At 52.3% G+C, this 8,447-nt stretch carries 7 protein-coding genes and 1 pseudogene; 6 read left to right on the top strand and 2 right to left on the bottom strand.

All coding sequences use genetic code 11. From position 1 onward, the window contains the following. Nucleotides 1-163 (top strand): annotated as a pseudogene (locus AC2FNE_RS14710) (C factor, cell signaling protein); the annotation flags it as partial. Between the two features lie 8 nt (nt 164-171). On the opposite strand, the gene AC2FNE_RS14705 reads toward AC2FNE_RS14710, so the two are convergent. Continuing rightward, entirely contained in the window at nt 172-1,659 is a 1,488-nt protein-coding gene (locus tag AC2FNE_RS14705; protein ID WP_170606094.1) for an MORN repeat-containing protein, read from the bottom strand. 156 nt (nt 1,660-1,815) lie between these two features. Here AC2FNE_RS14705 and AC2FNE_RS14700 point away from each other — a divergent pair, with 156 nt between their 5' ends. The 3 genes from AC2FNE_RS14700 to AC2FNE_RS14690 all read left to right on the top strand — a co-directional run bounded on the left by AC2FNE_RS14700 (nt 1,816) and on the right by AC2FNE_RS14690 (nt 5,552). Next, nucleotides 1,816-3,474: an NAD+ synthase gene (locus tag AC2FNE_RS14700; RefSeq protein ID WP_170606096.1), complete on the top strand. Its 1,659-nt coding sequence runs from the start codon at nt 1,816-1,818 to the stop codon at nt 3,472-3,474. A 310-nt stretch (nt 3,475-3,784) separates the two neighbouring features. Then, entirely contained in the window at nt 3,785-4,003 is a 219-nt protein-coding gene (locus AC2FNE_RS14695; RefSeq protein WP_170610875.1) for a hypothetical protein, read from the top strand. A gap of 217 nt (nt 4,004-4,220) precedes the next feature. Next, a complete protein-coding gene (locus AC2FNE_RS14690) occupies nt 4,221-5,552 on the top strand; it encodes an NAD(P)/FAD-dependent oxidoreductase (protein WP_496805675.1) in 1,332 nt (443 codons plus the stop codon). A gap of 4 nt (nt 5,553-5,556) precedes the next feature. Here the strand turns inward: AC2FNE_RS14690 and AC2FNE_RS14685 are convergent, their stop codons facing one another. Next, nucleotides 5,557-6,489, bottom strand: a complete 933-nt coding sequence (locus tag AC2FNE_RS14685) for an MBL fold metallo-hydrolase (RefSeq protein ID WP_496805674.1) — start codon at nt 6,487-6,489, stop codon at nt 5,557-5,559. A 115-nt stretch (nt 6,490-6,604) separates the two neighbouring features. On the opposite strand from AC2FNE_RS14685, the gene AC2FNE_RS14680 reads away from it, so the two are divergent. Together AC2FNE_RS14680 and gltX are read left to right on the top strand one after the other, a co-directional pair. Continuing rightward, nucleotides 6,605-7,039, top strand: a complete 435-nt coding sequence (locus AC2FNE_RS14680) for a DUF1801 domain-containing protein (protein WP_496805673.1) — start codon at nt 6,605-6,607, stop codon at nt 7,037-7,039. 60 nt (nt 7,040-7,099) lie between these two features. Next, nucleotides 7,100-8,425 (top strand): glutamate--tRNA ligase, encoded by a 1,326-nt coding sequence (gene gltX / locus AC2FNE_RS14675; protein WP_170606104.1) that lies wholly within the window; start codon nt 7,100-7,102, stop codon nt 8,423-8,425. Nucleotides 8,426-8,447: the final 22 nt, after the last annotated feature.

Here is an 8,447-nt window from a genome sequence, read left to right as displayed (position 1 = left end):
CCCCGGAACTGTAAAAACAACATTCACTGAAAAGTATCTTGCCCGCCACCCGGCAGTTACGCCCGAACAAGCAGCGCAAAACTTGCTGGCGGTGATTGATCATTTGTCCGCTGCGGAAACGGGCGGTTTTTTTGACTGGGCTGGTAAACCCATCCCTTGGTAGCGCTGGCACTAGCCGTCACTTGTCTCCGCGTCTTCAACTTGTTCGACGGGGGTTGGACTTTGTTCAGGGTCGGTTGAAGGAGAGGGGGCCTGAGCGTCTGTGCCGTTTTCCAGCACTCCGTCATTCCAAACCCCTGTCTCAACCTGGCCGTTTGCATACTGCATCGTCCCGGTTCCCTGGCGCTTTGCATCTATAAAATTGCCTTCGTAGACGTCACCGTTAGAATAAGTTGCTTTGCCTTTTCCGGTAATTTTTCCCTCATTCCATTCTCCGGTATATATGAAACCGTTAGACATTGTGATTTCGCCTTGACCGTGACGCTGTCCATTTACGAATTCTCCAGTATAAACCGTGCCGTCTGAGTAGGTTGCTGTACCATCTCCCTGCCGAACGCCATCGACCCATTCGCCATCGTAACGGTACCCATCTGCGAAAGTCAGAACTCCAGAACCGTGGTTTCGCCCGTTTTTGAACTGGCCAGAGTAAACAACTCCGCTGGGATAAGTCGCTTTACCAGTGCCTTCGAAAACTCCGGCAATCCAGTCGCCATCATAAACGGTGCCATCTGGATATGTCTGAACGCCCTTTCCATGGGGCAGGTCGGCGCTGAAATCTCCGATGTACACCGCGCCGTCCGGATATTTCAGTTCGCCAAAACCTTCGATTTGACCATCGGCCCATTCGCCGTTGTAATCGAAGCCGTCAGTTCCCAAAAAGCGCCCATTGCCGTGGCGGCGATCATCCGAGTATTGGCCCTGGTATGTTGCACCGTTGGCATATGTTGCTTTCCCGTTCCCATGACGGCGCCCATTGAGAAGCTCGCCCTCGTAGATGTCCCCATTAGCCTGAGTTAGCCGTCCAGTTCCTGTGATCTGATCCTCGGTCCAGGTTCCATCGTAAATCATACCGTCCGGCATAGTCAGAATGCCCTGCCCGTGACGCTTTCCTGCATTGATATCGCCGGTGTAAGTGCCGCCACCTTCGTAATCGATTTGGCCTTTGCCCTGCTTCACACCGTCGACCCAATCGCCGTCGTACTTGTATCCGGTTGATGACGTGATAACGCCTTTGCCATGATGGCGGGCGTCCTTGAAGCCGCCTTCATAACGCATCCCGTTCGCGTACTGCGCCACTCCGGTTCCGTTGATGGCGCCGCCAGACCATTCACCTTCATATGTGCCGCCGTCATTGAAGATAATTTTGCCAATGCCGTCGGGTTTGCCCTTTACAAAGCTGCCTTCATAAACCGAACCGTTGGCATATCGGGCTGTTCCTTGCCCTTGAATTTCACCTTCGACCCATTCGCCTGAATACTCGAAACCATCTGGCAGACGATACGTGCCCGTTCCATGACGGAGACCGTTTTCGAACGTGCCTTCGTACACTCCACCGACTTCGTCATCGGCTATGACGACTTCACCGCTTTGCTGTGCGCTAGCTGACTGAGCAGCAATAACAAGGGTTGCAACAGCAATGAATGCACGGATCACGTTCATGGTTTTTCCTGCCTACCGAGTGTCTGGCGTTTAGGTATGTTGCCGCAAAACTAGGACACAGCAAGTGACAGGGCAACGGCTTTTGCCGCATTGGCCTTTCACTTGCCGCGTGATCTGCTAAATGCGTTTGTGACAGAAGAGGGCAAGAGAGCAAGAATGGCCGACCGTTTTCGCATTACCCTGGCGCAACTTAACCCCACTGTGGGGGATATTAATGGAAACGCCGCCATAGCGGCCGAAGCCTGGCGGCAGGCGCACGAGGCGAACGCCGATTTGGTGGCGCTGCCCGAAATGTTCATTACTGGGTACAACACTCAGGATTTGGTGATGAAACCAGTGTTCCACAGGGCGGCAATGAATGCGGTGGAAAAACTGGCGCAAGATTGTGCTGACGGACCGGCGATGGCGATTGGTGCGCCGTGGGTCGAGGAAGATAAGCTGTTCAACGCTTACCTGATCCTAAAAGGCGGCCGGATCGCCAGCAAGGTTCTTAAACACCACCTGCCAAATGAGACTGTTTTTGATGAGGTTCGCCTGTACGATTCGGGTCCGATGGGCGGACCATATGCTGTCGGCAATACTCGGATCGGCAGTCCGATTTGCGAAGATGGCTGGCACGAAGACGTCTCGGAGACATTGGAAGAAACCGGTGCGGAGTTTTTGTTGATTCCAAATGGTTCACCCTATTTCCGTAATAAGTATGACGTTCGATTGAATCAGATGGTGGCGCGTGTGGTCGAGACCGGATTACCGGTAATCTACCTCAACATGGTGGGCGGGCAAGACGATCAGGTCTTTGACGGAGCCACGTTCGGGCTGAACCCGGGAGGTGAGCTAGCATTCAGGATGCCGGTATTTGACGAGGCGATTACTCATATTGACCTGGCCCGACAAGATGCAGGCTGGCGTATAGTGCCTGCCGAAATTGTGCCTCAACCCGATGAATGGGAGCAAGATTACCGAGCAATGGTGCAATCTCTGCGCGATTACATGGACAAGACGGGTTTCAAAAGGGCGTTGCTTGGCCTGTCCGGCGGCGTTGACTCTGCCTTGGTGGCTGCAATAGCGGTCGACGCCATCGGAGCGGACAATGTGCGTTGCGTCATGTTGCCGTCGGAATTTACGAGTCAAGCTTCTTTGGAAGATGCTGAGGCTGTGGCCAAGGCGCTTGAGGTGCATTATGATTTTGTCCCTATTACCGAGGGGCGCACAGCGGTCACAAATACTCTGGCGTCTTTGTTTTCAGGCTGCGAAGAGGATCTGACTGAAGAGAACATCCAATCTCGTTTGCGCGGTTTGTTACTAATGGCGATTTCAAACAAGTTTGGTGAAATGCTTTTGACAACTGGCAACAAGTCAGAAGTAGCGGTGGGTTACGCCACGATCTACGGGGATATGAACGGTGGCTATAATCCTATCAAGGATTTGTACAAAACCCGCGTGTTCAAAACCTGTCGCTGGCGTAACGACAATCATCGCGACTGGATGAAAGGACCCAGCGGTGAGGTCATAAGAGACTCGGTTATAGACAAGCCGCCCAGTGCGGAACTGCGGGCTGATCAAAAAGACAGCGATAGCCTGCCAGATTATCCTGTTCTAGATGCGATTCTTGAAATTTTAGTGGATCAGGACGGTTCTGTTTCCGATTGCGTTTCGGCAGGGATTGACGCAGCGGATGCCAAGAGGGTTGAGCATCTGATTTACATTAGTGAATACAAGCGTTTCCAATCCGCGCCAGGTACTCGGCTTACGCCACGCGCATTCTGGCTGGATCGTCGTTATCCGATTGTGAATCGTTGGCGTGATCAAGGTTAGACTGCAAAAACTGAAGCATCAGAAATATCTTCAAATTCCAAACGTTTTGAGAATTGTTGAGAAAAAGCGGAAAATGATGGTCATTTTTTGTTATTGTTGTCAAGTCGCAGTGATTACAACGGCTTAAACACAGCGTTCACTTGCATTTTGGCCCTTTTGTCGCCACATTTACGTCAGTGTTTTGCCTATAATTCGGCGAGCACGACGCAGATTGGTAGGGTCCACTGGACAGATGCCAGAATTATAATACTGCGTAAACGTGTGAATGCACCATTTGTTCAAGGTGCAGTTAAGGGTTTTGGTGGTCGAAATGATTGATGGTTACGATAAGCCGCTTCATGCGCCGGCACGCTACAAAACGATGGAGTCCGCGGCGCGAGAACTTGATGAAGTCGCCCTCGACTCGGCGATCGCCGACATATTGGGCGGTGAAAAACCTGATGCGTTCGGATCGGACAAACAAAGCGGCTCAAACTTCACGGATAATCGTGCGCAGGAACAAACTGCCTCGGCGACACGAAGACAATAACAGGCCTAGGTGTTGCGCCATTTAAGAAGATGACCTTGTTCTCAGGCTAATCGTAAATTCCAATCGCGTTCGTACAACTCCAAGACTCCAACTAAAGCTGGACTTTGGCCCAATGGACACACGTCGAGGTAAATCTTTGGGCTGAGATTTTTTGGCATTGCCAGTATCAGTTGTCTAGGGCTCCATGACGGCCTCAGGAACGTGAATTCAAGTGTAAATGCCAGGCCCCAAGACTACCCACATTGAGTCGGATCTGAATCTTCCCAAACAAGTCGATGTTGTTGTTATCGGCGGCGGTATTATTGGGGTCAGTACGGCATTAGAACTCGCAGAGCGCGGGGTCTCTGTCCTTCTTTGTGAAAAGGGCCAGATTGCCGGCGAGCAAAGCTCGCGCAACTGGGGTTGGGTACGCTTAGGTATGCGTGACCCTCGGGAAATACCATTGATGCAACGATCCATTAGCATCTGGCAGGGGATCGAAGACCGTACCGGACGCAATACCGGTTACAAGAATTCAGGCATTGTTTTTGGTGCATCAGGCGCAAGGTCGCGCGGACAAATCGAAAAATGGATGCGACATGTCGAAGGTATGCAGACTGGCGCCAAACTGGTGTCAGGCGCTGAACTGAAACAGCTAATACCCGGCAGCACGAGTGAATTTGATTGTGGGCTTTACATGCCTCAGGACGGAAGGGCAGAACCACAATTTGCGGCCCCCGCGATTGCAGAGGCTGCCCGAGACAAGAGCGCGTCAATTGTAACCAACTGTGCTGTTCGCAGTGTCGATACTCAGGCGGGCCGTGTGGCCGGTGTTTTCACGGAGCGTGGGCGGGTGGCGTGTCAGAATGTTGTGCTGGCGGGCGGAGCATGGTCGCGTCTGTTCGCGGGAAACGCCGGCATCAATCTACCGCAACTCAAAATCCTGAATACAGTAATGCGGACTTCTTCCGCAGAGGATGGGCCAGAAATCGCATTGTGGTCCGATAGTTTTGCCATCCGAAAACGTGTTGATGGCGGCTATACCATCGCATCCGGTCACGAAAATACGGTGGATCTTGTGCCTGATAGTTTCCGGTTGGGCTTCCAATTCCTACCGGCTTTTGTGCAGGAATGGCGATCCTTACGTTTTCGACTGTCACGAAGATGGGCAACAGAGGCGCGGCAGGATCGGTCTTGGTTGCCGACGGATGTCACCCCGTTTGAGCACTGCCGGGTTCTGGATCCAGAACCGTCAAAACGTGCACTACGATCAGCCTGGAAAAGCGCTCGGATCGGTTTCCCAGCTTTAGAGAAGACCGAGATTGTCCAAAGTTGGGCAGGAATGATTGACGTCACACCGGATGCTATTCCAGTGATTTCCCGCGTTGACGATATGCCCGGAATGGTTATTGCAACAGGTTTTTCCGGCCACGGCTTTGGGATTGGACCAGGAGCCGGGCGTCTGGCGGCTGACCTGACCTTGCAAACCAACCCCTGTGTTGATCCGACCGCCTTTCGATTGTCTCGGTTTACGGATGGCTCGAAGGTGCGGCCGGACCCTGGTTATTAAGGCTTTAGCCCATCATCTGATAGCTAACAGGAACGAAACGGTACCCGTTGCCGCGTGTTTCAACATATCCAGCGGCAGGAAACGGCATGTGATATCCGATCATCGGCACTTTGTCCGCGGCCAGTAATCCAAGTATCTTGCGGCGTGCCTGAGTTGCCGCTGCCTTGTCCATATCAAAGCGAACTTCCCATTCAGGGTGGGCGAAGGACCAAACATAATGGTTGGCTAAGTCCGCAGTGAGTATCAGACGTTGTCCATTGCTTTCCAGATGATAAACCATATGACCGGGAGTATGGCCGTAGGTTGCCATTGCGGTCACGCCGGACACTACGTCCGCGCCATCCTCGATAAAGGTCATTTTTTCTGCCAAAGGCGTCACTTTTGAAGCCACCAGATCGCCGACCCTGTTGCCTGCTTCTTGGGCGGACCAGAAGTCGTATTCTGGCGCCGCCGTTACATATCGAGCATTCGCAAATGTAGCCGTGTCGTTGGTAGTCATGCCTCCGATGTGATCGGGGTGCATGTGCGTTAGAACCACCACGTCTATCTGGTCAGGTGTAACGCCAGCATCGGCAAGCGCGGCTTGAATCCCGCCTTGCCCAAGACCTGTATCGAATAGGATTAATTCAGACCCAGTATTAACCAAAGTAGGTGTAAAGAAAAACTGAGCGGCATCGGCAGAAATAAAATTCTCGGCTGAAACCTTCGCAAATTCCTCGTCCGTCGCGCCGCCGCCAAAGATTTCCTTGGCTCCGTCGCGTGGCAGGCTGCCGTCCAAAAGTGTGGTCACAGTAAAATCACCCAGTTTAAAGGATTTGGCGACTGCTGAGTTGGCTTTGGTTTCTGTTCCCGCTGCCAGAACGGGTGCTGTTGCGGCGGCAAAAGGCAAAGCGGCTGCAGCGCCCAGTGCGCCCCTGCGAGTTAATTTGATGGGCATATTGCTTTCTCCCTGTGTAAATTTAGAAAAGAACTAGCGCCGCGAGGTACGTTTGCCAGTTCGTACTTACGCTAATTGGGCTGCGTGAATGAACAATGCATGTTAATTTTTGTTTATGTCGTCATCCAAAAACAAAACCGTAGCGACCGATCTGAAGATTGGTGATTTTCTGGAAAACGTGGAGCCAGAAAAAAAGGCGCAAGAGGCGCGTACCTTGGATGCCTTGTTTCGCCGAGTTTCAGGGTTTTCACCGGTGATTTGGGGGTCTTCCATCGTTGGCTATGGGCAATATCATTACCGCTATTCATCTGGTCGCGAGGGTGACTTTCTTGCCACTGGATTTTCACCCCGAAAAGCGGCGCATTCGATATACATCATGCCTGGATACAACGACTTCAATTACATTCTGTCCCGGTTGGGAAAGCACAAGATGGGCAAGTCATGCCTTTACGTGAACAAGCTTTCGGATATTGATCTGGATGTTCTTTCCGAACTTATTTTGGCGGGGCTTGAAGATTTGAATACTCGTTGGCCCGTCAAACCGACCTGATAGCTGCTGCTGGACAAATTCGCGCTTGTGTGACAAGAGCCGCGCCAACAGGAGACATCCATGACAACGACCCGTTTTGCCCCGTCGCCCACCGGTTACATCCATGTGGGCAACCTGCGCACCGCACTGATGAATTATCTGATTGCCCGAAAAGCGGGTGGTATTTTCATTTTGCGTATCGATGACACCGACCCAGAACGGTCAAAGGAAGAATATGTCGACGCTATAAAGCAAGACCTTGAATGGCTGGGGCTGAATTGGGATAGGGTTGAAAGACAATCGGAACGTTTGGATCGTTATGCCGAAGCCGCGGATAAACTCCGTGAAATAGGGCGCTTTTATGAGGCGTTTGAAACGCCGACTGAACTGGACCTAAAGCGAAAGAAACAACTGAATATGGGCAAGCCGCCGGTCTATGATCGCGCGGCACTGAATCTGCCCGACGCCGAAAAAGAGGCCTTGCGCGCAGAACGTGGCAATGGTGTTTGGCGTTTTAAACTGAACCACGAACGGATCGAATGGACCGATGGAATTCTCGGTGACATCTCAATTGACGCAGCTTCGGTGTCGGATCCGGTGCTGATCCGCGGTGACGGACAGGTTCTCTATACTATCGCGTCTGTCGTGGATGATACCGAGATGGGGGTGACTGATGTTGTGCGTGGTTCGGACCACGTGACTAACACGGCAACTCAGATTCAAATTATCGATGCGCTGGGCGGTCAGTGTCCAAATTTTGCGCACCATTCGCTGCTGACTGGTCCTCAAGGTGAAGCACTGTCCAAGCGTTTGGGCACACTGGCCCTTCGCGATTTACGCGAACAAGGTGTCCAGCCAATGGCGTTACTAAGCTTGATGGCGCGTTTAGGGTCTTCTGATCCGGTCGAGCTGCGGGCGGATATGGCTGAGTTGGTAGATGGGTTTGATCTCAGCCGTTTTGGTGCGGCACCAACTAAGTTTGATGTACAGGACCTATTCCCGTTAACTGCAAAACACTTGCAATCTCTGACTTTGTCCGAAGTCTCTGATGCTGTCGCAGATGCAGGTGTTCCCCCAGAACTGGCCGAGCCATTCTGGGCCATGGCGCGCAAGAACATCACAACACTGGCTGATCTAAAAGGCTGGTGGGAGCTTTGCCAGGACGGGGCAGAGCCATTGATCGATGATGAAGATCGCGATTTCGTTTCAGAGGCGATGGCCCTATTACCCGAGGGCCCTTTTGACGGCGAAACTTGGGGGGATTGGACCAAAGCTGTCAAAGAGGTAACGGGCCGAAAGGGCAAAGGGCTTTTCATGCCGTTACGAAAGGCATTGACCGGCATGGAACGAGGGCCGGAGATGGCAACCTTGCTACCATTGCTGCAAGTTATCCGCGCGCGGAACTGAACCTACAAAACTTGGTCATTGC

It is taken from the genome of Ruegeria sp. YKSD179 (assembly GCF_059612885.1).
Note: the sequence above shows the minus strand (reverse complement) of the source record. Positions and strands in the feature narration are given on the sequence as shown.